General features: G+C 54.9%; 25 protein-coding genes. 8 read left to right on the plus strand and 17 right to left on the minus strand.

The features are described 5' to 3' along the window. Nucleotides 1-146: 146 nt before the first annotated feature. Complete coding sequence (dinG, locus tag BMX55_RS15040) at nt 147-2,351, minus strand: ATP-dependent DNA helicase DinG (RefSeq protein WP_091459113.1); 2,205 nt, start codon at nt 2,349-2,351, stop codon at nt 147-149. Between the two features lie 202 nt (nt 2,352-2,553). Here dinG and BMX55_RS15045 point away from each other — a divergent pair, with 202 nt between their 5' ends. Beyond that, nucleotides 2,554-3,090 (plus strand): phasin family protein, encoded by a 537-nt coding sequence (locus tag BMX55_RS15045; RefSeq protein ID WP_091459115.1) that lies wholly within the window; start codon nt 2,554-2,556, stop codon nt 3,088-3,090. 74 nt (nt 3,091-3,164) lie between these two features. On the opposite strand, the gene BMX55_RS15050 is transcribed toward BMX55_RS15045, so the two are convergent. The 4 genes from BMX55_RS15050 to BMX55_RS15065 form a co-directional block, all read right to left on the minus strand. Further along, entirely contained in the window at nt 3,165-3,707 is a 543-nt protein-coding gene (locus BMX55_RS15050; RefSeq protein ID WP_091459117.1) for a hypothetical protein, read from the minus strand. A 335-nt stretch (nt 3,708-4,042) separates the two neighbouring features. Continuing rightward, on the minus strand, nt 4,043-4,825 hold the full coding sequence (locus BMX55_RS15055) for a cephalosporin hydroxylase family protein (RefSeq protein WP_091459150.1): 783 nt from the start codon (nt 4,823-4,825) through the stop codon (nt 4,043-4,045). Between the two features lie 16 nt (nt 4,826-4,841). Then, complete coding sequence (locus tag BMX55_RS15060; protein WP_091459119.1) at nt 4,842-5,657, minus strand: NAD-dependent epimerase/dehydratase family protein; 816 nt, start codon at nt 5,655-5,657, stop codon at nt 4,842-4,844. Beyond that, nucleotides 5,654-6,142 (minus strand): acyltransferase, encoded by a 489-nt coding sequence (locus BMX55_RS15065; protein ID WP_091459121.1) that lies wholly within the window; start codon nt 6,140-6,142, stop codon nt 5,654-5,656. The genes BMX55_RS15060 and BMX55_RS15065 overlap by 4 nt, the downstream gene beginning before the upstream one ends. Before the next feature lie 851 nt (nt 6,143-6,993). Between BMX55_RS15065 and ttcA the strand changes: the two genes are divergently transcribed. After that, nucleotides 6,994-7,908 (plus strand): tRNA 2-thiocytidine(32) synthetase TtcA, encoded by a 915-nt coding sequence (gene ttcA, locus BMX55_RS15070; RefSeq protein ID WP_091459123.1) that lies wholly within the window; start codon nt 6,994-6,996, stop codon nt 7,906-7,908. 34 nt (nt 7,909-7,942) lie between these two features. Here ttcA and BMX55_RS15075 read toward each other — a convergent pair whose 3' ends face one another. The 4 genes from BMX55_RS15075 to BMX55_RS15090 form a co-directional block, all read right to left on the minus strand. Next, nucleotides 7,943-8,128 carry an aspartate/glutamate racemase family protein gene (locus tag BMX55_RS15075; protein WP_091459125.1) on the minus strand — a complete coding sequence of 62 codons (186 nt, stop codon included), beginning with the start codon at nt 8,126-8,128 and terminating at the stop codon, nt 7,943-7,945. Between the two features lie 20 nt (nt 8,129-8,148). Then, the gene (locus BMX55_RS15080) at nt 8,149-9,816 is read right to left on the minus strand and encodes a DUF262 domain-containing protein (protein WP_091459127.1); all 1,668 of its coding nucleotides are present in this window, start codon (nt 9,814-9,816) and stop codon (nt 8,149-8,151) included. A 123-nt stretch (nt 9,817-9,939) separates the two neighbouring features. Continuing rightward, entirely contained in the window at nt 9,940-10,404 is a 465-nt protein-coding gene (locus tag BMX55_RS15085; protein WP_091459128.1) for a type II toxin-antitoxin system YhaV family toxin, read from the minus strand. Beyond that, complete coding sequence (locus BMX55_RS15090; RefSeq protein ID WP_091459130.1) at nt 10,401-10,730, minus strand: type II toxin-antitoxin system PrlF family antitoxin; 330 nt, start codon at nt 10,728-10,730, stop codon at nt 10,401-10,403. Before BMX55_RS15090 ends, BMX55_RS15085 begins: the two co-directional genes overlap by 4 nt. Before the next feature lie 196 nt (nt 10,731-10,926). Between BMX55_RS15090 and trhP the strand changes: the two genes are divergently transcribed. Continuing rightward, nucleotides 10,927-12,324 carry a prephenate-dependent tRNA uridine(34) hydroxylase TrhP gene (trhP, locus tag BMX55_RS15095; RefSeq protein ID WP_091459131.1) on the plus strand — a complete coding sequence of 466 codons (1,398 nt, stop codon included), beginning with the start codon at nt 10,927-10,929 and terminating at the stop codon, nt 12,322-12,324. Here the strand turns inward: trhP and BMX55_RS15100 are convergent. Next, entirely contained in the window at nt 12,321-13,145 is an 825-nt protein-coding gene (locus BMX55_RS15100; RefSeq protein ID WP_091459133.1) for a pyridoxamine 5'-phosphate oxidase family protein, read from the minus strand. The genes trhP and BMX55_RS15100 overlap by 4 nt on opposite strands. Nucleotides 13,146-13,279: 134 nt before the next feature. Here BMX55_RS15100 and BMX55_RS15105 point away from each other — a divergent pair, with 134 nt between their 5' ends. Next, nucleotides 13,280-13,537: a VF530 family protein gene (locus tag BMX55_RS15105; protein ID WP_091459135.1), complete on the plus strand. Its 258-nt coding sequence runs from the start codon at nt 13,280-13,282 to the stop codon at nt 13,535-13,537. Here BMX55_RS15105 and BMX55_RS15110 read toward each other — a convergent pair. Continuing rightward, a complete protein-coding gene (locus BMX55_RS15110) occupies nt 13,534-14,001 on the minus strand; it encodes a PACE efflux transporter (protein WP_091459152.1) in 468 nt (155 codons plus the stop codon). The genes BMX55_RS15105 and BMX55_RS15110 overlap by 4 nt on opposite strands. 39 nt (nt 14,002-14,040) lie before the next feature. Beyond that, nucleotides 14,041-14,397, minus strand: coding sequence for a zinc ribbon domain-containing protein YjdM (locus tag BMX55_RS15115; RefSeq protein ID WP_091459137.1), 357 nt, complete (start codon nt 14,395-14,397; stop codon nt 14,041-14,043). 71 nt (nt 14,398-14,468) lie between these two features. Between BMX55_RS15115 and BMX55_RS15120 the strand changes: the two genes are divergently transcribed. The 3 genes from BMX55_RS15120 to BMX55_RS15130 all read left to right on the plus strand — a co-directional run bounded on the left by BMX55_RS15120 (nt 14,469) and on the right by BMX55_RS15130 (nt 17,866). Continuing rightward, the gene (locus BMX55_RS15120) at nt 14,469-15,794 is read left to right on the plus strand and encodes an AmpG family muropeptide MFS transporter (RefSeq protein ID WP_245751507.1); all 1,326 of its coding nucleotides are present in this window, start codon (nt 14,469-14,471) and stop codon (nt 15,792-15,794) included. 105 nt (nt 15,795-15,899) lie between these two features. Further along, on the plus strand, nt 15,900-16,610 hold the full coding sequence (locus BMX55_RS15125; protein ID WP_091459155.1) for a response regulator transcription factor: 711 nt from the start codon (nt 15,900-15,902) through the stop codon (nt 16,608-16,610). Nucleotides 16,611-16,636: 26 nt separating this feature from the next. After that, nucleotides 16,637-17,866: an ATP-binding protein gene (locus tag BMX55_RS15130; RefSeq protein WP_091459156.1), complete on the plus strand. Its 1,230-nt coding sequence runs from the start codon at nt 16,637-16,639 to the stop codon at nt 17,864-17,866. On the opposite strand, the gene BMX55_RS15135 is transcribed toward BMX55_RS15130, so the two are convergent. The 5 genes from BMX55_RS15135 to BMX55_RS15155 all read right to left on the minus strand — a co-directional run bounded on the left by BMX55_RS15135 (nt 17,863) and on the right by BMX55_RS15155 (nt 22,133). Further along, the gene (locus BMX55_RS15135) at nt 17,863-19,044 is read right to left on the minus strand and encodes a GGDEF domain-containing protein (protein ID WP_091459141.1); all 1,182 of its coding nucleotides are present in this window, start codon (nt 19,042-19,044) and stop codon (nt 17,863-17,865) included. The genes BMX55_RS15130 and BMX55_RS15135 overlap by 4 nt on opposite strands. Before the next feature lie 157 nt (nt 19,045-19,201). After that, nucleotides 19,202-20,452: an O-antigen ligase family protein gene (locus BMX55_RS15140; protein WP_425432079.1), complete on the minus strand. Its 1,251-nt coding sequence runs from the start codon at nt 20,450-20,452 to the stop codon at nt 19,202-19,204. A 49-nt stretch (nt 20,453-20,501) separates the two neighbouring features. Then, the gene (locus tag BMX55_RS15145; protein WP_091459159.1) at nt 20,502-20,708 is read right to left on the minus strand and encodes a zinc-finger domain-containing protein; all 207 of its coding nucleotides are present in this window, start codon (nt 20,706-20,708) and stop codon (nt 20,502-20,504) included. Nucleotides 20,709-20,713: 5 nt separating this feature from the next. Continuing rightward, entirely contained in the window at nt 20,714-21,652 is a 939-nt protein-coding gene (locus tag BMX55_RS15150; protein WP_091459143.1) for a branched-chain amino acid transaminase, read from the minus strand. Between the two features lie 43 nt (nt 21,653-21,695). After that, nucleotides 21,696-22,133, minus strand: coding sequence for a glycerate kinase (locus tag BMX55_RS15155; protein WP_091459145.1), 438 nt, complete (start codon nt 22,131-22,133; stop codon nt 21,696-21,698). A gap of 108 nt (nt 22,134-22,241) precedes the next feature. On the opposite strand from BMX55_RS15155, the gene mhpD reads away from it, so the two are divergent. After that, on the plus strand, nt 22,242-23,030 hold the full coding sequence (mhpD, locus tag BMX55_RS15160) for a 2-keto-4-pentenoate hydratase (RefSeq protein WP_091459147.1): 789 nt from the start codon (nt 22,242-22,244) through the stop codon (nt 23,028-23,030). The last annotated feature ends 117 nt before the right edge of the window (nt 23,031-23,147 follow it).

The raw sequence follows: 23,147 nt of genomic DNA on the forward strand, positions 1-23,147 counted from the left end.
TTTAACCACTGCCAATAGCTAAAGCCAATAGCCAGAAATTAATAGGTCACGAATGACTAATAGATTTCTACTACCAGAAAATATTCTGGTGGAGCGTAAAATGTTGGGCCATTTTTATTGCTGATTAATAGCAACGGCCACTGTGCTCACGTGGCTGGCCGCAGAACGTGGGTAAAGGGTGGCAATCCTGCTAGCAAGCGCTGGCCATAGCGGGTTTGCGTCAGGCGGCGGTCGTAGCAATAGACTTGGGCTTGGTCTTCTTCGCTGCGGATAGCGCGCCCTGCCCATTGCGCCAGCCGCATCGCTGTTGCTGGCACCACCAGCTCATTGAACGGGTCACGCCCTACGGTGCGCAGCCATTCGGCGCGGGCTTCGCCCACTGGGTCGTCTGGCGAGGCAAAAGGCAACTTGGTGATAAATACCGATTCGCACAAGCGTCCCGGCAAGTCCAGCCCCTCGCCAAACGATTGCATACCAAAAATGATGGAGGGTTGCCCATTGGCTACGCGTTCGCGGTGGCGTTGTAGCAATTGGGTGCGTGGCAGGGTGTTTTGCACCAGCACCTGTGGCAACAAGGTTGGGGGCAGTGCCTCTACTGCTTGGCGCATCTGCTCGCGCGAGGTAAAGAGCACCAGCGCACCATAGGGCACTTGGGCCAAATCGTGCAGCAGGGCGGCCACCATTTCCGGGGTAAATTGGCTGGCATCTTTGGGATCAGCACGGGTAGTTACGGTCACCAACGTGCCTTGGCGCGCATAGTCAAATGGGCTGGGCACTTCTAGCGCTGTCGCGGCATCATCCATGTCAAGCCCCGACTCGCGCAGGAAAAAATCAAACTGGCCGCAACTGGTCAGGGTGGCCGAGGTCAGCACGGCACCACGCACTTGCTGCCACAGCTTGTGGCGCAGCATGGCACCGGGCAGCAGGGGGCTAGCGTGGGCTTGTAGGGCGATGTATTCGCCATCCATCGTGAGGGTGAACCATTTGGCATGTGGGACCACGGGCGCGTTAGTGCTGGCCTCATCGCCTACGGGGGGCTGTTGCAGCAGCAATTGGCTCGTGTCATGCACGGTTTGCAGGCGCGGTGCCAACATCCCAATTTGGGCATACAAGGTAGATAAGCGTTTGGCCTCGTTGGGCTGATCGCGCATTTGCAGCCGCAATGCCTTGGCAATAGCACTCAGGCATTGGATAAAACCCAAAGCCTGTTGGGCCAGTTGCTCCAGCGGCAGTACCAGCACTTCGGGCAGCACGCCACCGGGCAGGCGCGCTCGTGTGGGCATAGCGTAGAGTGGTGTGCGGCCACGGCCTGCGGTTTCGGGGGCAGGGCGCAGGGACGCGCCATACAAGTCCAGCACCAAGCGCGCCACATCTTGCAAACTCTGGCGCAACTGCGCGGCATAGCGCGGAATGTCGGCAACCTCGGCTACTTCCATTAGCGTACCGATGCGTATGGCCCGTTGCGCGAGGCGGTCAATCCAAAGCAGACGGCTCAAATCCATGCTGCAAGCAAACTGCTCCAATGCAGTGGCGGGCAGGTGGTGCGCTTCGTCGAGCACCAGTAGGCAGTTGTCTAGCTCAGGCAAGACCCGTGCGCCCAAGGTGGACAACAACAGATCGTGGTTGACCACAATCACCTGTGCGGCCACCAAGGCTTTGCGCTGCTCAAAATAGCTGCATTGGCCAAAGGCTGGGCAATGCTTGCCAGTGCAGGAACCGGCCTCGGCGGCAACGGGTGCCCACAGCTCCGGTGCAGGTGGAGTATCTAGGCTATCGCGGTCACCATCCCAAGTGCTGGCGGCCAAGACTTGCGCCAGACTGCTGTAGTAGCGCAGGCGGGCTTCAGTTTCATGGGCGGGGCGGCTGGCACGGGCGGCGTTTTCTTCTTCGGAGAACAAATCGTCTTCTTCCGCCGCAACGGCACCAGTGCCTGAGAGTTGCTCCAATTTGAGCTTGCAGACATAGCGCCCGCGCCCTTTGGCCAGCGCAAAGCGAAACGGCTGTGGCATCTGCGCCATCAAGGCGGGCAGGTCTTTGTGGATGAGTTGCTCTTGCAAGGCTACGGTGGCGGTGGAGATCAGCACCCGCGTTTCTCGTGCCAGTGCCAATGCAATGGCTGGGGCGCAATAGGCCAGCGATTTGCCCACCCCAGTTCCGGCCTGAATGATGGCAATAGCCCGCAGTGGCGCCGGCCCCTGTGGCTCTGGAGTGCCCAAGGTGGCCGTACTCAAAGTGTGCGCCACCTGTTGTGCCATGCGGCGCTGGCCAGGTCGGCTGCGCAAGCCAGCCCCCGATTGCACCACCCGATCAAAAGCTTGCAGCGCCGTGTCGGCCCATTCTGTAGAAGACATGGGGCAAGTGTGGCACAGACTGCTACCCACCTAGCCCAGTGGCTGGGCGGTAAGAATACGATATCGTAAGAAAATGTTGCACTGCAACATTTTTTGCTTGCAATTTAGCCAAACGGCATTACCATAAGAGTCATGTTGCGCCGCAACATTTTTTCCCAGGCTTGGCTTGGGGTGGCGCATAAAACCTGACCGGAGTTTTCACATGCAAACCATCAACGCCCAAACCATCGCCGACGCTAACAAAAACGCTGCTGCTGAGTTCTCTGCTGCTGCCACCACCGCCTTTGCTGGTTTTGAAAAGCTGGCTGAACTCAACATGGCCACCGCCAAGTCTGTTTTGACTGGCACGCTGGACTCGCTGCAAGCCGTGGCTGCTGCTAAGACCCCCGAAGAAATGTTGGCCGCCCAAACCAATTTGGTCAAGCCCCTGACCGAAAAGGCCACGGCCTACAGCCGCAGCATGTACGAAATTGCTTCGGCCACCAGCACCGAACTGGGCAAGGCTTCCAAAGAAAAGATCGCTGAAGCGCAAAAAACCTTCAACTCTTCGTTGGAATCTTTGACCAAGAACGCCCCCGCTGGCAGCGAAGCCATCGTTGCTGCATTCAAGAACGCTGCTGCCACTGGCCAACAAGTGCTGGACTCTGCCCAAGCTGCTGCCAAGCAAGCCGTGGCCCAAGCCGAAGCCCACGTCACTGACGTGGTTGCCAAGACCACTAAGCACACTACCAAGGCCTAATCTGCCAGCGCCACGCGCCTAGCGCGTGTGCCCAAACACCACCCACCGCCTGCTACAGGCACTGGGTGGTTTTTTTATGGTTGTGCCGTGACCACACGTACCACGGCCCGGCCCAAAGCGCGGCAGACGCGCATCTTGCGTGCTAGCGGCCACCAGTCGTACAAAAAAATTTGCAAGGGCCGCCATAAGGCTACCCAGCCCAAAATGGTCAAGCCCTCACGCGCCACGGCAAAGTGTGTGCCGGGCACAATTTCTTTGCTGGCATCAGCGGCCAGCAGGCACACCGTTAAAAAGCTAATACCAATCAGCAAGCTGGTGCGCCCCTCGCGCAGCAGCCGGTGCAACTCGCCACGCACCAACCCGGCCTTGTAGCTGAAATAGTTGTGGATGGCTTCGGTAATTAACCCTGCCGCATCACCCTCGGTGGGCAAATGCTGTAAATGCACGGTGATGTGCAAATGGCTGTCGGAGGGCAGGCCCTGTGCCCAACTTTCAATAAAAACTTCGGCCTCGCGATCCAAGTCTTTGTTCAAAAAGGGCGAGGGGTCTAAAGAATTGAACAACTGCCCCAACTCGCGCACACGCAGTTGCAGGTGGTGAATGGGGTGTTTCTTCATGGCGCAACATAGCACTGCCGCCAACCAAAGACAAGAGAGGGTGTACGTACCTTACCCGCTATGATTCGGCCTCAATGATGTGGTACTCAATAGTAGGCCCCTGAGTTTTGCCTTGTCTGAGATTGCTTTTTTACTTTGTCCACCCACTATCACTGCGTCTCATGGCCTATGTATTTTTGAAAATGTATCATTCCACTACTGTGGGTACTCACACTTTGTTGACTGCCATATCTGAATATTCATCATAAATAGATGAATCTAAAAGAACTATCATTTTATATGATAGAGGTGCAAATTTCATATCTTAAAGATTCATAAAAATGAGGTCAAAATTTTTATTTTCCACAGCGATAAAGAAATCCATCTGGTGCAACGGTAATCTGTAAACGTTGTGCAATCGTGCTATCTACTTTGAAGTTTGGATTATTTTTTATCCATTTGCTTACTGCGGTTTTTGGATTATTTCCCACGTTCCATGGTCGATTGGAGAAAAAACCAGATGGCATGTCTTCGACAAAAGTATCAAAAACTATACAGTAACTTCCTAGTGATACCAAAGGTGTATAAGCTTCTAATTCGGCTAAAACATGCTCATGAGTATGCATTGAATCTAAACAAACCAGTATACGTTGGTATTTTCTTGCAAAATCGTGTACTTTTTTAATTACACCGATATCAATCGATGAGCCTTCTATCATAGAAATCCGACTGGCCATTGGGTGAGCTTCAATATGATTTCGGTTGTGTGATCTGATGTCAACATCAATGCCCAATACTTTACGTTTGGATTGGCGTGGGTCAATCGTGGCACCTATTTCTATCGCATCGCACATATCAAGCATTGCTAAGAGTGAAGCACTTAAAACTAATGAGCCACCATGTGCAATGCCTGTTTCAATAATTAAATCCGGACGAACACGCCAAACTAAATCTTGCATGGCAACTATGTCTTGTGGATATTGAATAATTGGGCGGCCAAGCCAATCAAAATTGTAAACATATTGGCGAGCCATAGAAGCTTGCAGCCATTTACGTGACAATGTTGAAAATGAATCGTCAGTACTATAAGATTCCAATCTTGCTTGACGTTCTTGTGCAAATTGCTCAATTGGATTCATTTGCATGACCTTTGCTTTATTTGATTGTAACATTTGGTGGTGTATTCAACCAGTCTGAAATTGATTTTGCTTCTACTCTAAATTCTCTTCGTAACCGATCTACATTGATTTTTTGAAATTGATGTAATGGTGCTCCAGATTTTATAGCTTGAGTACAACCCGTTGCTGTTGTAATCCATTGCAACCACTGTTCATGAGTTGTTTGTATGCCACTAGCTACATTGTAAGAATTTGCTCGTCCTTCTAAAGCAATACGTGGTAACCAGTTAACAACATCATCAATATGGATGTAATCTTTCATACTCTTAGGATCACTTTGGAGTAGCACATGTCCAGAGCGAGCCTCTGACAATAAGGTTGCAATAAAATTTCCACTTGCAGGATCCATCCCCGGCCCCACCACATTTGACAATCTTGCGACACGGACATTTTTTCGTCCGCTATTGTGACATAGCGATTCACCAGTAAGTTTTGTAAGATTATAAAGATTTGATGAATCTGATAAGTTGATTGTTAGAGGCGCATCCTCATCGGTGCGTTCAGACCCTAAATAAACGCGTGTTGAGGAAAGATAAAGCAGTGAGCTAAAATTAGCATATTTTAATAGTTGTGCCAGTAAGGTGATGTGTGCATCGATTGCATCGAATGGCCTAGACCGAAAATTTCCAGTTAGCCCAACGCAATATAATAAATGACCTAATGGTCTATTTAGTATGCTTGGATCATCACGCGCGGGTGCCCATACGGTATTATTTAAACTGCATAAATTTGTTACTAACCTGCTACCTATATATCCTGATGCACCAAGCACAGTAAATAAAGGGGCCGTCATTGGCGTTCTCCAATTTGAGTCAACGGCTGGCCTGCATAAACAGTGTACTGTTTCAATTCTCCACGCACAATCGATCCTGCTCCGACAACACAGCCACGACGTAGTACTGCCCCATCGAGAAGAACACAGTTAGCACCAACCCAAACATCGTCTTCAATCAAAATACCCCCTTTGCTGGGCAAAAACCCTTGATTACGGATCAATATGTCTTTTTTCTGATAGGCATGATTGACTGGAGCAAAAGTACAGTTGGCCGCAATAACCACGTGATTACCAATGTAAATACCATTTCCAGTGTAAAATACACATCCTGAATTGATAGTAACTTGTTCACCGATATGTAAATTGCCAATACCACCGGCTGGTTTAATTTTGACAAAGCTGTCAATCTTAGAGTGGGCCCCTAGAGCAATAAGGCTGCCACGTACTGAATCTTCAATATCAGCCAGATGGGAAATATAGGCAGTAGGATGAATGTCGATCATGGTATTAATGGCCGAGCTAGCGTCATAATAAAAATACCACTCTGTATAAAATATAAAGGTGGCTTGGTCTGTAAATTATTTATCTAGTAAAAAATTAGCTAATAAGAAAGAAATATATTTGATTGGCTGTGTTTTTATCTGTGAGATAATAAAAAACCGCTGAGAGAATAATGGAAAACTCGAGTGATTAATTAATGTTCTAAGATAGAGTAATATTTTTATTCCATGTGTGGTTTTTGGTAAATAATTCAATCTCCGAGTGGTATGGTAAAGAAAATGAAAAATTATCTATGATTTTATCATTTTTCATGTTGAGAAATTGGCTTCAGAGTTTCGACAGGCGCAGGAGCGTTTCCATTTTCCATGCCGTGTCGGGACGCTTGTAAGTTGTGGCTGGCCTGTACGGTCTACCATCTCTTGGTCAAGAAGGTGGCGGGTTTGCGATGGCGTTCTGCGGGAATCATTCATGGCAGGCTCCTTTTCCCCTCTACACGGCAGCCCTGCCGTGTGGCATCTCTCCAACCCTGATGACTGCACAGATTTTGCACATGTTGCGTATTTTGCTGGCCGAGCTACCGTAGAACTATGTTGGCCTTGTTGGAGCCAGCAGCGTCAGCGCGCTATGCTGTTGTGGTGCAACAACCATCAGTGTTTATTATTGCTGGCTGGTTTTCCTACTGATGGTCGTGCGCATCTGCTGTTCGATCCCCTCGCTTGTGCCGGTGTGGGTGGTCAAAGTAGCGGCAACCACAGAAAAACCTTATTCGCCCCCGTTCTTTTTGCCACCTAGTACTGGCCCGAACCTCGGACAATAGTGGCTTCGCCTATCCACCTTTCAGCCTCTGCCCCTGATGAACGCATCTTCTGACCCCCAGGCCCCCGACAGCACCAACACCGCCCACGAACAGCAACGGCTAGAAAAACGCCTGTACCGCCAAGTGCGCCAAGCGGTGGATGACTTTGGCCTGATCGAAGACGGCGACCGCATCATGGTCTGCCTCTCGGGTGGCAAAGACAGCTATGGCATGTTGGATTTTTTGCTCAAGCTGCAACGCCGTGGCGCGCCACGCTTTGACATCGTGGCCGTGAACCTCGACCAAAAGCAGCCGGGATTTCCGGCCCATGTGCTGCCGGAGTACCTGACGGGCTTGGGCGTGCCGTTCCATATCGAAACGCAAGACACCTACAGCGTGGTCAAGCAGCACATCCCCGAAGGAAAAACCATGTGCAGCCTGTGCTCGCGTCTGCGCCGGGGCATTTTGTACCGGCTGGCCGACGAGTTGGGTTGCAGGAAAATCGCCTTGGGCCACCACCGCGACGACATGCTGCAAACCTTCTTTTTGAATATGTTTTTTGGCGGCAAGCTCAAGGGGATGCCGCCCAAGGTGGTGAGCGACCGGGGTGATCACATCGTGATTCGCCCGCTGGCCCATGTGGCCGAGGCCGATTTACTGCGCTGGGCCGAACTGCGCGCCTTCCCAATCATTCCGTGTACGTTGTGCGGCAGCCAAGAGAACCTACAACGCCAACAAATCGGCCAAATGCTGCGCGACTGGCAAACCCAGTATCCGGGCCGTATCGAAAACATGGCGGTAGCGCTGCAAAACTTGGTGCCCTCGCACTTTATGGACAACCGGCATTTTGATTTCAAGGCGCTGCAAGCCACCGGCGTGGCTGACCCAGCGGGTGATAAAGCCTTTGACCCGGAAGAGTTTCCGGCTTTTGCGCCCAGTGTTTTGGCGGGGGTGCCAGTGGTGCCGCAGTAAGCAGCAGTAGGGCGCTTTCCGCTCAATGGAGGGGTCAGGCAAGCGCCTCTTCCGCCGCCGCACGGGCGTGAATGGCCGTGGTGTCAAACAGCGGAAATTTTGTATCTTGTTGACTCACCAACAACGAAATCTCTGTGCAGCCAAGAATGATCGCCTCCGCCCCTTGTGATGCCAAGCCTGCGATCACTCTTTGAAAATAATTCGAGCTTGGCCACTTTATTTCTTCTTTGTTTCTTTAATTTAATCGGCCCATTCTTTCCTTATAAAATCTTCGATTTCTTTGGTTCGATTTCTCACCATTGCTTCATTCCATTTTTTTGATTTATCAATTAACTTTCCAACCCTGATTGTTCCAGTTAAACCGCATTGCTGATAAATTAAAGATTTTTCAACTGGATCTTTATCCTTGAGTGAAGAGTTGACACCGGGTGCTAACATAACTAAATTGCCGAGGGCGTGGATATAAGATGCACTAGAGCTTTGAGGTTTGATATGCTCAATAGATTTTGACGGCTCCTCAGACCATATTTTTAACCACTGGCTCCCATTGATTTTTTGATTTTCTTGTTTGCATAAATTTTCTTCGTAGCGATATAAAATGTATCGAAGTTGATCTGCCCAGTTAGAGTAGCAATCGCTCCAGTCAATTTTTTCTAGTACGTCATTAATTGAATATTTCTTAGATATTTCGTCTAGCCCTGAAAGAATTTCTTTTTTATCTATATTTTTTTTATAAATGTCGTAGCCTAATCGTACATATTCGCCAACCTTGTACCTTGTGTCTGCTCCTCCCAATTCAAATATTCTAAAAGTTACTCGCTCCCATTTGCCAAGAAGTTCCTTTTTATCTACTTCAGAAAAATCTCTTAAAATAATTGCAGCAGCTACAAATCGAGCATGAGAAATTCGTGTCACCGCGCTCAGGCGAGAATTATTCGAGAGTTCTAGGCTAGCCTGAACTATATCTTTAACTTGTTGGCCAATTTTGGAGATGCTTTTTAGTTGGCTTCCAGCAGCAGAAATAAGATGGATGGTTGCATCTTCTTCGCTGGATATTCGATTTGGCCTAGTGGTTGCAGCCCATGTTCCTGCAAAACGTAGCGCTTCATCGCCAATTTTTGTATCCATTTTAAGTGCGCGGTAGATGTCTTGCCAGACTACTTGCATTTCATGGATTGCATCATTCTTGGAGCCTTTATCAATGTGCTCAAAAATTAAGGCCATAAGCTGACTCTTGAGTTTATCTATCCATTTAACATCAAGGCCACGACTATTAAGAACCTCGAATACACGATAAACAGTCGCTTCATCTGCTAATTCGTGATAAATAATAGATAGTTTATTTTTAATTGTGAAAATTAATTTAAGCAGATTTTTTTCTGTGTCCTGCCATTTTTCAACAAATGCCTCGCATTCTGATGCCGCATCAATTAAGTTCTTATCTGCAGTAGTTGCTGCGGCTGCATTTTTGATAACACCATTGCGGATGTAGGTACTAAAAATATCACTGCTATCGTGGTTTGTTTGCAATAAAATAAGAGAGTGGTCATCGCCCTTGATTAGAAGTTCGGAAATTTCATTTTTAACTTTTTGTTCTGTTGGATTAGATGGATTCAATGCCTTTTCTATGGCTTTGAGTAAAATAACTAGAGTTGTTACTCGCTGCTGACCATCAACTAATTCAACGGTTTTGAATTCATTGGTTTCTATCTCACGAGTTTCTCTTTCTAGAGCCACCAATGTTGCCATAAAATGCTCACGGCCAGATCTATTTGCTTCATTTATATCAGAAAAAAGATCGTTTCTCTGCTGTTTATGCCAAGAGTACGCTCGCTGATATTTTGGAATTCTAAATAATCTACCTTCAAGTAGTGTAGAAATTTTTATGTGTTGAGGGTTAAGTTTCATTAAATTTCTCAGCTCTTTGAAAAAATGTAGATAGATAGACTAAAAATTTCTGACTTTTAGGTCGTCCGGCGCACCATGATCGTAGAAGATAAAGGAAAAAAGAAGTCAGGCTCACCCTTTATCTCACAGCAGAGCCTCCGCTAACAATTCTTCCCAATCATCCGGCGGCTGGCCGCTGTCCAGCATCTTACGAAACACCCGGTAAGCATCATCGTTGCTTTCGTAAGCGCGCTTGCTGTTCTCGTCATTAACCCAAACCAGCACAATCACCTTGGCTTGCGCGTGGTAGCGAAAAAACAGCCGATATTGCTGGAAGAATTTGGCTCGAAACCAGTGCTTGCGATCATCCCCCAGCGTGCCCCCTTGGCGGTATTCAGGCCGTGTCGGGTCTTGTGGAATGACATCAAACGCCAATTGGGTGATGGCAGCCAATCGTTTACTGGCATTTTTTTGTGTGTACCCGATGGGGTCTTTTTGCTGGAGCACCTCCACCTGTTGGGCCAAGGCTTCTAACTGTGCCAAAAACAACGGGTGGGCAAAAACTGTCCAGCCATGAATCACCAAGGGCGTGGACTGCTTCAGGCTCATTCGTCGTCTGCCGATAAGGCCGCATCGAGATCGACATCCACACCATCCGTCAGCGTGTGTAGGCGCTGCACCAAACTGGCATCTATCGCCTGTAGGCGCTGTGGCTGTGTGGCTATATCGCGGGCTAGCAAGTCCAAGAATGCGCCCAGCACTGGGTCTTGCGCCTCTATGGTTTCGGCGCGGGTCAGTACCACTTCACCACTGGAGCGGATGGCGTAGTGGATTTTGTCGCGCTTGCCTAGCCGCAGGGCGCGGCGCACAGTCTCTGGCACCGTAGTTTGGTAGCGGTCGGTCAAGGTGGATTCGACTTCGAGGGTTGCAGGCATGGCGTGCTCCTGTCAGAAAGATAAGGGTTTACATGGTAATGCAACTGAATTACCTTTTGTCGGTCAATAGGCATCCACATAGCTCGCGCCAAAAAATCGGCAATAGGGTCTTTGGCGCTGGCCCTACCGCGCCGCCGCACGAACCTCGGACAATAGCGCCTTGTTGCCCCTTTCTTCCTTGACCGTGCTGCCCCCCATGACCCTCAAAAGCCCTGAACTGCTGCTGCCTGCTGGCTCACTCGACAAAATGCGCGCCGCTTACGACTTTGGCGCGGATGCCGTCTATGCGGGTCAGCCCCGCTACAGCCTGCGCGCGCGCAACAATGAGTTTCGCCTAGAGCAAATCGCCCAAGGCATTGCCGAAGCGCACCAGCGCGGCAAAAAGTTTTTTGTCACCAGCAACCTGATTGCCCACAACGACAAGGTACGCACCTACCTGCGCGACATTGAGCCAGTGATTGCGCTGCGCCCCGACGCTCTCATCATGGCCGACCCCGGCCTCATCATGATGGTGAAAGAGAAATGGCCGGAGCAGGTGATTCACCTCTCGGTGCAGGCCAACACCACCAACTGGGCCACCGTCAAGTTCTGGCAAAAAATGGGCGTAGAACGCATCATTTTGTCGCGCGAACTGAGCTTGGACGAGATTGAAAAAATCCGCCAAGAATGCCCCGACATGGAGTTGGAAGTGTTTGTGCATGGCGCGCTGTGCATTGCCTACTCTGGCCGCTGCCTGCTGTCGGGCTACTTCAATCGCCGCGACCCCAACCAAGGCACCTGCACCAATGCCTGCCGCTGGGAATACAAAACCCACGATGCCGCCACCGATTCCAGCACCGGCGAAGCCATTGCCAGCCGCATGGAGGGTGACTTTAACTTTGCCGCTGCCCAGCAAGAGGCCGAGCAAGCCTTCTCTTCCTGCGGCGACGGCCAGCGCCACCCCGCCGCCGACAAGGTGTACCTGATTGAAGAAATTGGCCGCCCCGGCGAGCTGATGCCGATCATGGAAGACGAGCACGGCACCTACATCATGAACAGCAAGGATTTGCGTGCCATTGAGCACGTTGCCAAGCTGACACAGATTGGTGTCGATTCGCTCAAGATTGAAGGCCGCACCAAGAGTCTGTACTACGTGGCACGCACGGCGCAGGTGTATCGCCGCGCCATTGACGATGCGGTAGCAGGCCGCCCGTTCAACCCAGAACTGCTGCTGGAGTTGGAAGGCTTAGCGAATCGGGGCTACACCGGCGGCTTGCTAGAACGCCGCCCCAGCCAAGAGTACCAAAACTATATTACCGGGCACTCTATCGCCCACCGCAGCCAGTTTGTGGGCGAGGTACATGCCGTACAAGACGGCTGGGCCGAAGTGGAAACCAAAAACCGCTTTGCTGTGGGCGATTTGATCGAAATCATCCACCCCAGCGGCAACGTGCAATTGCGCCTAGAGCAGATGCGCAACGCTGATGGCCAGCCGGTGCTGGTGGCCGCAGGCAACCCGATGCGGGTGTGGATTCCGCTCGAAGAGCGCTATGCCGGTGCCCTGCTGGCGCGGGTGTTTGAAAACGCCCCTGCCGCAGAAACTGCCGCCGCCTAAGCCACACTGAACGGCCTAGCTTGCCCTGAGCACACTAATCCCACCCGTTGCAGGTGAAACATCTCCAGCACCGGGCTGAGAAAGAAGCCCACTTCCCACGGGTTTTTGAGGATAAAAGAGCGGCGCACCTGTTCAAACAGGGGGCTGCTCGTTGGTATCTGGTGCGCTTGCATCTCCATGATGGTGTAGTTCCATTCGATGGATTGCTCAAAGGTGAACTTGGCGCGTTCGTCAATGGTAAAAAAGCAGTGGGGGTTGCGGCGCAGTTGCCGCGCCTTAAAGCTGTCGGGCATGGAGATCAGAAACACATCATCCTCTGCGCTAGACAGAAACGCCAGTACCGTGGTGTGCGGCTGGCCTTGGGCCAAGGTGGTGAGTACGCCCACCTTGTTGTCGTTGTCTTTGGGCTCTACCGGAGGAATGCCCTGCAAGGGGCTGGACGGCAGTGGGTGTTCTGGGCGCGCATCGGCAGGAAAGGTGTAGCCCTGTGCCGTCAAGCTATCTACCACCTGCACGCCGTGGATCAGGGTGTATTCCTGCGGTTCTAGCACCAGCCAGTTGTCTTCGGTGGTTTGCACGCGGCCCTTGTACGAGGTGCGGTACACGCGCAGCTCCGCATCCAACTCATCGACCCCGGTGCGGTTGTCCAAGTGCACCGTGACCAGTGAACCCACCGCCAGTTGGTGCCCGCGCGGGATAAAAATTTGCAGCTCGTTGTTGCGCCGGGGGTAAACCACGCCGATGTGGTGTACCACCCCAGTGGGCTGGTAGCTGGCCAAAATGCCCAGCAGTTGTTCGTTTAAGTAGTCACGCAAGGCCATGGTGCTCTCCAGCAAAATGCCCCTGAATCAAAGAGGCTAGGTTCATTATTGAGGAAAACACAAACCCTAGAGGTGGCATAAGCATCAGGGGCTAAGGTTTATCGTTGTGGGTACGGCACTAAAATCCTTGCGGCATGACCACCTCTGATCTCCCCGCACCCCAACAGCCCCGCAACCCACTGCACGGCATCACGCTAGAAGCGATGGTAGTTGCGCTCTCCGACTACTTCGGTTGGCAGGAGCTGGGCCAGCGCATCCCGGTGCGCTGTTTTCAAAGTGACCCTAGCGTGGCCTCTAGCCTCAAGTTTTTGCGCAAAACGCCTTGGGCGCGTGAGAAGGTTGAGGGCCTGTACTTGTTCATGCTGCGCGAGCAGCGGCGCAGCGCCCGTTAGCCAATAGGGCTGGGCTCGGCGCAGGCTGAAGCGGGCAAGCCAAAGATGCGGTCAAAGGCCCAGTTAAAACTGAAGGTGTAGGCCAAGAAGAACAGCACCATCCAAAAATCCATCACCAGTGCCTGCCACAGGCTGACGTTAAACCACCAAGCAAACACCGGTATCAAAATCAGCGCCAGCCCACCCTCAAAACCAATGGCGTGGGCGGCGCGGCGGCGCAGGCTGCGCCCGCGTACTGTTTGGCGCGCCTCCCAGCGTTCAAACAAGGTGTTGAACAGCAGATTCCAGAGCACTGCAATGGCCGAGGCCAGCACCGCGACTACGCCGGAATGGCCCGCCGCCTGATTGGACAGCAACATCAGCCCAATGGTGGCCGCCACAATGGCGATCAACTCATATAGCGTGACATACACCACGCGGCGGCGCAGGCCATGCAGGCCAGGAATCAGGGCAGGCGGATACATGGTGGCAATGTACCAAGGCTGGCCTGCACCCTGCAAATCTCAGGCTTTTTTCAGAAACTCTGATTTGAGTAGCAAGCTGCCCAGATCGGTCTTGCAATCGACGTTGTGGCCATCGGCACCATCGACCAACCGAATGCCCTTGATCTTGGTGCCTTTTTTCAGGGTAGCGCCCGCGCCCTTGACCTTTAAGTCTTTGACCAAAATGACGGCATCGCCATCGGCCAGCGGGTTGCCGTTGGCATCGCGCACCATGCCATCGCTGGCAGATTCATCGGCATCGGTGCTGCTGGGTTGGGCGGGCCACTCAAAACCGCAGTCGGGGCAAACATAGTTGTCGCCATCGGGATAGGTGTTTTCTAGGCCACATTGCGGGCAGGGGGGTAAGGTGTGGGGCATGTGTGCTGGTATTTTTGTACAGCCTGCCAGTGTGGCACATGCGCCAATAATAGGCAAAAAGGATGCTTTTGATGTCAGACCTCCCATCACCCATACGTCCGTCTTGGCGGCAAACCCTGCGCGTGTACTTAGAACCGGCCAGCCTGCGCATGCTCACCTTGGGCTTTTCTGCGGGGTTGCCGCTGTTGCTGGTGCTGGGCACCTTGTCGTTTTGGTTGCGTGAGGCGGGCATTGACCGCACCACCATCGGCTACTTGAGTTGGGTCGGGCTGGCCTATGCCTTCAAGTGGGTGTGGTCGCCGCTGGTAGATCGGCTGCCGCTGCCGTTGCTCACCCGCAGGCTGGGGCGGCGGCGCAGTTGGTTGTTGCTGTCGCAATTGCTCATCATGGCCGGGCTGGTGGGTATGGCCTTTAACGATCCGCAGCAGGCATTGGAGCCGGTGGTGTGGTGCGCGCTGGCCGTGGCCTTTGGCTCGGCCACGCAAGATATTGCGCTGGATGCCTTTCGCATCGAGTCCGCCGACACGGCACACCAAGCAGCCTTGGCGGCCACTTACCAAACTGGCTACCGGCTAGCCATGATTTGGGCCGGGGCTGGGGTGCTGTGGCTGGCAGCACGCGCCCAAACGGCGGATGTCAGCGGCTACCAGCATGGCGCTTGGCAGGTGGCCTATTTGGTCATGGCTATGTCGATGTTGGTGGGCACCATCACCGTGCTGCTCTCGCGCGAGCCGGTGCAAAAGCCGCTGCCGCCTTCGCGCAATGCTGCCGAATGGCTGCGCGGTGCGCTGGTGGAGCCTTTTGCTGATTTTTTGCGCCGCTATCGCTGGCAAGCCGTGCTGATGCTGGCGCTGATTGGCATCTATCGCATCAGTGATGTGGTCATGGGTATCATGGCCAATCCGTTTTATGTCGATATGGGCTATACCAAAGACGAGGTGGCCGCCGTGACCAAGGTGTTTGGCGTGCTCATGACGCTGCTGGGGGCTTTTGTCGGGGGCGTGCTGTCTTTGCGCTTGGGCGTGATGCGGGTGCTGATGTTGGGGGCAGTGCTGTCGGCAGCCAGCAATTTGCTGTTTGCTTGGCTGGGCACACGCGGCCACGATCTGACCGGGCTGATTTGGGTGGTGAGTGCCGACAACTTGTCTGGAGGCATTGCCTCGGCGGCTTTTATCGCCTATCTGTCGGGGTTGACCAATGTGCAGTATTCGGCCACCCAATATGCGCTGTTTAGCTCCATGATGCTGTTGGCTCCCAAATGGCTGGCTGGGTTTTCTGGGCAGTTTGTCGATGCCCACGGCTATACCCACTTTTTTATCGCTACGGCCCTGCTGGGGGTGCCGGTGCTGCTGCTGGTGGCGCTGGTGGCCCGCCTGCCCTTGACGGCCCGGCCCTAACGTTGCTGCCATCGCTCCGGTTTTACCCCGGCTTTACCCGTGCTTTAACGCTGGGCCATGCGTCCAGCACACTATGTCTCTATTTCTTATTCGATTGCCACTGCCATGAACGCCCAACTGTTGATGATTGAAGATGATGCCCGTCTGGCCCAGATGGTGGCGGAATACCTAGGGCAGGCAGGGATGCAAGTGACGCACTGTGATGATGGCCGCAGTGGCTTGGCGCAGTTGTCAGGGGGTGGGCGGCTGCCCGATTTGGTCATTTTGGATTTGATGCTGCCCGATATGGATGGATTGGATGTGTGCCGTACCCTGCGCAGCCTGCCCGGCCCAGCGGCACGGGTGCCTGTGCTCATGCTCACGGCCAAGGGTGATCCGATGGATCGCGTGATTGGCCTAGAACTGGGTGCCGACGATTATTTGCCCAAACCCTTTGAGCCGCGCGAACTGCTGGCGCGCATCCGTGCCATCTTGCGCCGACGCACCGAAGGGCCTGCCCCTAGCGCACAACCGCTGCGCTTTGGTAGCCTCGAAATCGACCGTGACGCCCGCACCGTGACTGTGGCCGGGCAGCCTTGCGATCTCACCTCTTACCAGTTTGATCTGCTGGTCACGCTGGCCGAGCGTGCCGGGCGCGTGCTCACCCGCGAACAGATCATGGAGGCGGTGCGTGGGCGCGAGCTTGAAGCTTTTGACCGCTCAATTGATGTCCACATGGGCCGTATCCGCGCCGCCATTGAGCAAGATGCGAAAAACCCGCGCCGCATCCTCACGGTGCGCGGTGTCGGTTATGTCTTTGCCAAGCAGCAGGATTAAGGCGCGCAGCGATGGCTATTCCTTCTGTGTCGCTGTTGCATTTGTTTTCTGAACGTCTGTATCTGCGTATTTGGCTGGCGGTAGTCAGTGTGGTGGCCGTGCTCACGTTGCTGGTGGGCTGGGCTTGGCGGGTAGCGGCTGAGCACCATTTGCAAACCACGGCACCAGCCCGGCGTGAGTTGCTGCTGCGCGATGCCCAAGGTGTATTGGTGGGGCGTGGTGTCTCGCAGCGCTTACCGGGGCAGGCTCCCATTTACCAGTTGCAACTGGATAACGGCCAGTCCTATCGCATGGAGATCGCCCCCTCCGCCGAGCGCTCTAACCGCCCGCCTCCAGCGCCCGAAAAAACGGCCGCCTTCTGGCTGCGCCCGCCGTTGGGTTTTGTCTGGATGCTGGGGGTTGTCGGGCTGGCGGTGGCCTTGGGTGCCTTTCCTGTGGTGCGCCGCTTGCTCAAGCGGCTGGAGGTGTTACAGCGCAGTGTGCAGCGCTTTGGTGAGGGCGATTTGAGCATCCGGGTGCCGGTGCAGGGCCATGATGAGGTGGCCGATTTGTCGCGCCAGTTCAATGCGGCAGCTAGCCGGATTGAGTCCTTGGTGCAATCGCACAAATCGCTGCTGGCTAACGCCTCGCACGAGTTGCGCTCACCGCTGACGCGCATCCGTATGGGCTTAGAGCTGATGGGCACCGGGCAACCAGCCCCCACGTTCCGCGCTGAGATTTTGCACAACATCGCTGAGCTCGATCAGTTGGTTGATGAAATCTTGTTGGCCAGCCGCTTGGATGCCCTAGAGGCCGATATTGGCACGGTGGAATCGGTGGATTTGGTGGGGTTGGCCGCCGAAGAGTGTGCGCGTGTGGGCGCTGATTTGGATGCAGGCACCGACACCCTCGAAGTGGCCGGGGTGGCCAAACTGCTGCGCCGGGCACTGCGCAATCTGCTAGAAAATGCGCGCCGCTACAGCCAAGGCGATATCACGGTGGTGCTGCACCGCAGCGGCCCTATGGCCGAGGTGCATGTCTGTGACCAAGGCCCTGGCGTGCCTGAAGCGCTGCGTGAGCGCATTTTTGAGCCTTTTTTTCGGCTGCCTGGGGCCAGTGAGCGCTTTGGTGGCGTGGGGCTGGGGCTGGCGCTGGTGCGCTCGATTGCGGCCCGCCACCAAGGCAGCGTGCATTGCCAAGGCAGTGCTACGGGCACGGGGGCGGTGTTTGTGTTGCACCTGCCGCTACAAGCGTCCAGCCATTCTTGCCCTTTTTAGGCAGGCGTAGATACCGGGGGTGGTAATGCGTCAGCCACCTCTACCCGGTTGCGGCCAGCATGTTTGGCCGCATACATGGCCTGATCGGCCCGATCAATCAGCGCCTGTGCATCTTGCGCGCCTGCTGGTATTTGCCCAGATATCCCGACGCTGATGGTGACGGTGATTTTTTTGCCCTCCCAAGACACCACCATTTGCTCCACACTCTGGCGCAGGTGCTGTGCTAAGGTGCGGGCACCCGATACGGGGGTATCGGGCAGCAGTACCAAAAATTCCTCACCACCATAGCGGCCCAGCGTATCTTGCGCCCGCAGCCCCGCTTGCAAGCGCTGCGCCACGGCTCTGAGCACGGCATCGCCAGCCAGATGGCCGTAGGTATCGTTGACGTTCTTAAACTTGTCGATATCGGCCATGAGCAGCGCCACCGGCCAGTCCCCACGGGCGGCTTGGGCCAGCACATGCTGAAAGGTATCTAAAAAGGCGCTGCGGTTGGGTATCCCGGTCAGGGCATCGAGCCGCGCACTGCGACGAAACTCTGCGTCGGCGCGCTCTTTGGTCATCAGCACATAGCCCAGCGTTAGAAACACCAGCCCCGACAAGCTCAGTAAATGCGGAGCTACCTGTGCCATGTGGGGGGGCCACAGGTGCTCCATCTGCCCCCAGTCCAGCCACTGCGCCACAATGCGCACCGCATACACCAGCCCCATCAGCACCGCCCCCAGCAGCAGTAACCAGCGCCCGCGCTCTAGCGGCCCGCTTTGGCAGCGCAACACACTAGCAGCTACGGCACACCACTGCCATAGCAGTACCACTTCTACCATGATGACACGCCACTCCCCCTGGTGCAAAAATACCAGAGAAAACAGAGCCACCAGCAGTATCGGCCCTGCCGTAAGCCACAGCGGACAAGCGTGTGCATGAAAACGACTCAGTGCCATCAGCACCGAGGCGTAAGAGGCGGCCAGCAGCACATTGCCCAGCCAGATCAGCCAAGGATTGTGTAGCCGTACCGACAGGGCAAACAAAATAAACCCCGCCGACAGCAACAGCAAACCCTGCCCCCAAAAATTCAGGCCATCGCGGTGGGGTATGCGCCAGCCTGAAGCCAGCACGGCAGCACCCATCGACAACGCTACCACCAAAATGGATACCAACATCGTCGGCATATCAATAGGCATGGATTGAAGTCCTTTCTTGGGGAGGGCCAGCCGACGGCCATGGTCAAGCAATGCCGCATCTTAGGGTGTAGCACCATGCCAAGTTTAGGGACAAGGCCAAACAGGGCACTAGCAGACCACCTCACACACCAAGGGTTCGACGGCGGTGGGTGCCGCGCTACAGAGGAGCTTGCCTCTGGGCTTGGCGGGCCTGCAAGCTGGTAAAAATGAGTATCAACATGAACAAATAAAACATGTTGCCGCTGTTGTGCTTGAGAAAAGCCTGCGTCAGGCCAAAGCCACAGTAGAGCACTGGCAAGGCTAGCCCGGTCAGACGCAGGGCCAGCGTAGTGCGGTCTGTGGGCCCTGTGGCACTGCGCAGCCGTGCGCGTGTGGGCCAAAAAATGGCGGCTGGCACCGCATACAGTAGCAGCAGCGCCAGCACACCGGGCAAGCCGCGTTTGGCCCACAGGTCTAAAAATTCATTGTGGCCGTGGTCAAAGGCCAGTACTGACGGATGGGCCTGCCCAGCAGCCACGCGCTGCTGTTTTTCTGCCGTGTAGCCAGCCCGGCCCCAGCCTGTCCACGGGCGATCCCAGCCCATGGCCCAAGCCAAGCGCCAGTGGTCGAGCCGCTGCCCGACTGAAGAGTTGGCTTGATCGTGTGCTAGGTAATTTTGTGTTTCGGTGCGGGCCTCCACCCAACGTTGGTATAGCTGTGGCCCCTGTAGCACTAGTGCAACCAGCAAGCCCAGCGTGCCCAGTGCCGCAGCGCGCAGCAGCATGGGCCGGTAGGCCCAGCGCCACAGCAACCAGCCCCACAGAGGTAAAGACAGCCCTAGGGCTAACCAGCCCCCGCGCGACATCGATAACAAAGAGCCTAGCAAGCCCAGCGCCGTGGCTACTGCCAACGCCATGGCTTGCCAGCGGCCCAAGTTAGCGCCTAGGGCACACCACACCAAAGCGCACATCAGCCCCAAAGCAAGGCTGAGATTGCCATATTGGATGGCGTTGCTAAAGCCACCAGCGCGCTCCATGCCCAGCACCCCAGTTTGGTACAAGGCGAGCAAGCCACTGCCCATAGCCCCTATGGTCATACCCCACCACAGGCTACGCACGCGCGGCGGACAAGCCAGCAAATAAAACAGGCAGGGCAGGGCCACCACATACTTGGCTGCCCGGTCTAGGTTGCGCAAGCCGCCGGGGCCATCCACATCGAGCATCCACACCAGCCCGATCAGGGCAAAGCTGCCAGCCAAGGCCCAGGTGGTGCCAGAGGCCATGCCCAAGGGCCGACGCCACCATTGGTGCACCCCCACCAAGCTGCACAACAGCAGCAGCAGTGCCCCCCAAGAGTAGCCTGAGGGCAACCACAGCGCCAGCCCCGGCACCATAAAGGCAGCTAAACTAGACAGGCGCTGCCACGGCAAGCCATCCACTCTCAATGGCCAGCCTTTTTGCCAGCAACTAACAATGCCATCAGTGGCCGTGGTGAACGTGCTCCCCCGCCTTCAGGCGGTACACGGTGCCACAGTAGGGGCACTTAGCCTCTCCGGTGTGGGCTACATCCACGTACACCTTGGGGTGGGTGTTCCATAGCACCATGCCCGCCTTGGGGTTGGGGCAGAAAACGCCGCCTTGGCCATTCAAGTCCTTGGCCAGCAGTTCAACAACAGCTTGGGACATGGCAATCAAACCTTGGTGAGCCAGTGGGCATACTGGGGGTTGCGGCCATTGACGATGTCAAAGAACGCGGTTTGGATTTTTTCGGTGATCGGGCCACGGCTGCCACAGCCAATTTCTAGGCGATCTAGCTCGCGAATGGGTGTGACTTCAGCGGCGGTGCCAGTAAAGAAGGCCTCATCGGCAATATAGACTTCATCGCGGGTGATGCGCTTTTGCACCACTTCGAGGCCCAAATCTTTGGCAATGTGGAAGATGGTGTTGCGTGTGATGCCGTTGAGGGCGCCTGCCGACAAGTCGGGGGTGTAGATCACGCCGTTCTTGATGACGAAAATGTTTTCACCAGCGCCTTCAGAGACAAAACCGGCTGCATCGAGCAGCAGGGCCTCGTCGTAGCCGTCGTCGGTGGCTTCCATGTTGGCCAAAATGGAGTTGCTGTAGTTGCTCACCGCCTTGGCCTGCGTCATGGTGATGTTGACGTGGTGGCGGGTGTAGCTCGAAGTTTTGACGCGGATACCGCGTTTCATGCCTTCTTCGCCCAGATATGCCCCCCAAGCCCACGCCGCAGCCATGACGTGGATGGTGTTGCCCTTGGGCGAGACGCCCAGCTTTTGGTCACCAATCCAAACCAAGGGGCGGATGTAGCCGCTCTCTAACTTGTTCTCGCGGATGACGGCTTTTTGCGCTTCATTGACCTCTTCTTTGCTGAAGGGCATCTTCATGCGCAAGATTTTGGCGCTATTGAACAGGCGGTCAGTGTGCTCCTCTAGGCGGAAGACGGCAGTGCCGTTGACCGTGTTGTAGGCGCGCACGCCCTCAAAAACGCCGCAGCCATAGTGCAGGGTGTGCGTCAGCACGTGGATCTTGGCATCGCGCCAGTCCACCATCTGGCCGTCCATCCAGATTTTGCCGTCACGGTCGGCCATCGAGGGAATCACGGGGCTCATGGGTATCCTTTGGGGGTTGCAGGGATTCGCAAAACCCAAGATTTTACGGCGTGGATGCTGGAGCCGCAGCATCTTCTGTGCTGATATCGGGCTGTGCCGGGCGCTGCAACTGCCATTGCACCAGCTTGCCGTGGCGAAATTCGCAGTCCACCTGCGTGCCGCTGGTGTCCGTCCAGCGGTAGATTTCTGGCTGCATATCGGCAGGCGATTGCAACTGGCCTAAGGAGCGGGTCATGGCAATCACTTGCATCAGGGCCATGCCCGGCTGCAATCGGGCATGGAGCATCACGGCACTGCTGACATGGCCTATAGGCCGGTCTGCCGCTCTCCGGAGGACATTCATCATGCGGGTAAAGTGCAGCAGTAGCCACATCACTACCCCGCCGCCTACCGCCGCTACGCCCGCCCAGCCATAAGTGCGGTGACCTACCCAGAGCAGCCCGATCACCAACACGGGTACCAAAATATTGCGCAAGTTCATGCTGCCGATTGTCTTACGGTCGTGGCCGGTCTGCACCTGTGGAGACTGCTTAGGAGGCGTTATCTCTGGCAAGGTGCATGATGGTGCTCTTTCAACCCAAGGACTCCCATGAGCACTCCTGAACAAATGCAGATCAACGCTTGGGCCGAGCGTCTACGCCATGCCGAAGCCACAGGCATCCCGATTGCACCGCTGCGTGATGAGATTCCCAATGGTGAGACCGCTTATGCCGTGCAACTGGCCAATGTGCGCCATGCCGTAGAGCAAGGCCGCCGTATTGTGGGCCGCAAAATTGGCCTAACCTCGCCCGCCGTGCAAAAGCAATTGGGCGTGAGCCAACCTGACTTTGGCACCTTGCTGTCGGACATGATTTATGGCGACGACGAGGAGATTCCGACCAGCCGTACTCTGCAACCCAAGGTAGAAGCCGAGATCGCGCTGGTATTGGAGCGCGATTTGGATTTAGATGACGCCACACTGATCGACCTCATCAACGCCACCGCCTATGTGCTACCGGCCATTGAAATCGTGGGCAGCCGCATTGCTAACTGGAACATCCAGTTCATCGACACTGTGGCCGATAACGCCTCCAGCGGTCTGGTGGTGCTGGGCGGTGTGCCCACCAAGCTCAACGGCCTTGATCTCAAAATGGTTGAGATGACCATGACCCGTGGCGGCGAGCAAGTCTCTAGCGGCAACGGTGCTGCCTGCTTGGGCCACCCGCTCAATGCTGCCGTGTGGCTGGCGCGCAAGCTGGCCTCGTTGGGCCAACCGCTGCGCGCGGGCGACTTGGTGCTGACCGGTGCTCTCGGCCCGATGGCCCCGGTGCAACTGGGAGACCGGTTTGAGGCACGCATCAGCGGTGTGGGTACCGTGCGGGCGCATTTCGGTCACTGAGCCTTTTTGCTGTTTCTTCACTAAGTGCGCGGGAAGCCTCGGGGTTCAGCCCGAGGTTGAGAGCGCGGATGCCGTAAGCATCCTCATGGGTGTTTGCTACTCTTGGATGTCCAATTG

Origin of the sequence: Giesbergeria anulus (genome assembly GCF_900111115.1) — a bacterium.
In the GTDB taxonomy this organism is placed as follows: domain Bacteria; phylum Pseudomonadota; class Gammaproteobacteria; order Burkholderiales; family Burkholderiaceae_C; genus Simplicispira; species Simplicispira anulus.

What these genes read in the sequence shown, in the direction of transcription:
- ttcA (WP_091459123.1), top strand. Translation starts at nt 6,994, where the DNA reads ATGAACGCATCTTCTGACCCCCAGGCCCCCGACAGCACCAACACCGCC.
- dinG (WP_091459113.1), bottom strand. Translation starts at nt 2,351, where the DNA reads ATGTCTTCTACAGAATGGGCCGACACGGCGCTGCAAGCTTTTGATCGG.
- mhpD (WP_091459147.1), top strand. Translation starts at nt 22,242, where the DNA reads ATGAGCACTCCTGAACAAATGCAGATCAACGCTTGGGCCGAGCGTCTA.
- BMX55_RS15110 (WP_091459152.1), bottom strand. Translation starts at nt 14,001, where the DNA reads ATGTATCCGCCTGCCCTGATTCCTGGCCTGCATGGCCTGCGCCGCCGC.
- BMX55_RS15145 (WP_091459159.1), bottom strand. Translation starts at nt 20,708, where the DNA reads ATGTCCCAAGCTGTTGTTGAACTGCTGGCCAAGGACTTGAATGGCCAA.
- BMX55_RS15155 (WP_091459145.1), bottom strand. Translation starts at nt 22,133, where the DNA reads ATGAACTTGCGCAATATTTTGGTACCCGTGTTGGTGATCGGGCTGCTC.
- BMX55_RS15100 (WP_091459133.1), bottom strand. Translation starts at nt 13,145, where the DNA reads ATGGCCTTGCGTGACTACTTAAACGAACAACTGCTGGGCATTTTGGCC.
- trhP (WP_091459131.1), top strand. Translation starts at nt 10,927, where the DNA reads ATGACCCTCAAAAGCCCTGAACTGCTGCTGCCTGCTGGCTCACTCGAC.
- BMX55_RS15105 (WP_091459135.1), top strand. Translation starts at nt 13,280, where the DNA reads ATGACCACCTCTGATCTCCCCGCACCCCAACAGCCCCGCAACCCACTG.
- BMX55_RS15085 (WP_091459128.1), bottom strand. Translation starts at nt 10,404, where the DNA reads ATGAGCCTGAAGCAGTCCACGCCCTTGGTGATTCATGGCTGGACAGTT.
- BMX55_RS15060 (WP_091459119.1), bottom strand. Translation starts at nt 5,657, where the DNA reads ATGACGGCCCCTTTATTTACTGTGCTTGGTGCATCAGGATATATAGGT.
- BMX55_RS15050 (WP_091459117.1), bottom strand. Translation starts at nt 3,707, where the DNA reads ATGAAGAAACACCCCATTCACCACCTGCAACTGCGTGTGCGCGAGTTG.
- BMX55_RS15135 (WP_091459141.1), bottom strand. Translation starts at nt 19,044, where the DNA reads ATGCCTATTGATATGCCGACGATGTTGGTATCCATTTTGGTGGTAGCG.
- BMX55_RS15150 (WP_091459143.1), bottom strand. Translation starts at nt 21,652, where the DNA reads ATGAGCCCCGTGATTCCCTCGATGGCCGACCGTGACGGCAAAATCTGG.
- BMX55_RS15125 (WP_091459155.1), top strand. Translation starts at nt 15,900, where the DNA reads ATGAACGCCCAACTGTTGATGATTGAAGATGATGCCCGTCTGGCCCAG.
- BMX55_RS15090 (WP_091459130.1), bottom strand. Translation starts at nt 10,730, where the DNA reads ATGCCTGCAACCCTCGAAGTCGAATCCACCTTGACCGACCGCTACCAA.
- BMX55_RS15115 (WP_091459137.1), bottom strand. Translation starts at nt 14,397, where the DNA reads ATGCCCCACACCTTACCCCCCTGCCCGCAATGTGGCCTAGAAAACACC.
- BMX55_RS15055 (WP_091459150.1), bottom strand. Translation starts at nt 4,825, where the DNA reads ATGAATCCAATTGAGCAATTTGCACAAGAACGTCAAGCAAGATTGGAA.
- BMX55_RS15045 (WP_091459115.1), top strand. Translation starts at nt 2,554, where the DNA reads ATGCAAACCATCAACGCCCAAACCATCGCCGACGCTAACAAAAACGCT.
- BMX55_RS15065 (WP_091459121.1), bottom strand. Translation starts at nt 6,142, where the DNA reads ATGATCGACATTCATCCTACTGCCTATATTTCCCATCTGGCTGATATT.
- BMX55_RS15080 (WP_091459127.1), bottom strand. Translation starts at nt 9,816, where the DNA reads ATGAAACTTAACCCTCAACACATAAAAATTTCTACACTACTTGAAGGT.
- BMX55_RS15120 (WP_245751507.1), top strand. Translation starts at nt 14,469, where the DNA reads ATGTCAGACCTCCCATCACCCATACGTCCGTCTTGGCGGCAAACCCTG.